This window comes from Colwellia sp. TT2012 (assembly GCF_001440345.1).
Lineage (GTDB): Bacteria > Pseudomonadota > Gammaproteobacteria > Enterobacterales > Alteromonadaceae > Colwellia.
In genome coordinates this window covers 1-821 of the sequence record NZ_LJYX01000127.1, presented here as the reverse complement: position 1 = coordinate 821, position 821 = coordinate 1, and the positions used below count along the sequence as shown (strand labels likewise).

Below are 821 nucleotides of genomic sequence, written 5' to 3'. Positions count from 1 at the left end.
GCCGCGATTGCCGGTGACCACTACGGTGCCCAGGGTTTTGTCGGTGGCGTCGGCGGCCTGGGCGTGGATGCTCACCGCCAGCAGGCTCAAGGCTGCGGCGGCGCGATAGTCGAATCTGGAAGCACTCATGACGCGGATTCCTGAAAGTGGGGCACACACGCTCGCCTGGGCGGGCATTCGCCAGGGACGGAGAAAATATTCAAGTGAACTCAGGTCTCGTGTGGGAGCTGGCTTGCCTGCGATCGCGGTGGGTCAGTCAGTGCATCTGTAACTGATACACAGCCATCGCAGGCAGCCAGCTCCTACAGTTGATCTGCGGTGCTCTGTCAGGCCGCGTTGGCCGCTCTTACCCGGTGCGGAATATCGTCATAGGCAATCAGCACCCGCTCCATGCGGCGCGGGTAGTCGCCGTAGTTGTAGACCGGGTAGTGCAGGGTCGAGCGGTTGTCCCAGAAGGCTACCGAGCCGGGCTGCCATTTGAATCGCACCTGGTGTTCCGGCTTGTTGAATTCCAGCAGCAGGCGGTCGATCAATTGCTTGCTTTGCTCTGGCGTCCAGCCGATCACCGAGGGGTTTTGCGAGAAGTTGATGAACAGGCCGTCTTCACCGGTTTCCGGGTGGGTGCGCACCAGCGGGTGGGCGAGGATCGGGTAGTCGTAGCCGACCTTGTCCAGGGCCTTCTTGAAGTCGTGGACCACGTACAGGTCGTCGATTTGCGCACGCAGTTCATCGGGCAGGACGCGGTACACGGCGCCGGTATCGGCCCATAAGGTATCGCCGCCGACTTCGGGCAAGTCCACCGCGCGCAGCACGGCGCCGAG

General features: G+C 62.5%; 1 protein-coding gene. It reads right to left on the bottom strand.

The window, feature by feature from the left end; all coding sequences use genetic code 11:
- Positions 1 to 326 precede the first annotated feature (326 nt).
- On the bottom strand, positions 327 to 821 hold a 495-nt coding region (locus ASU03_RS19095; protein ID WP_197411316.1), incomplete at its 5' end, for a TauD/TfdA dioxygenase family protein.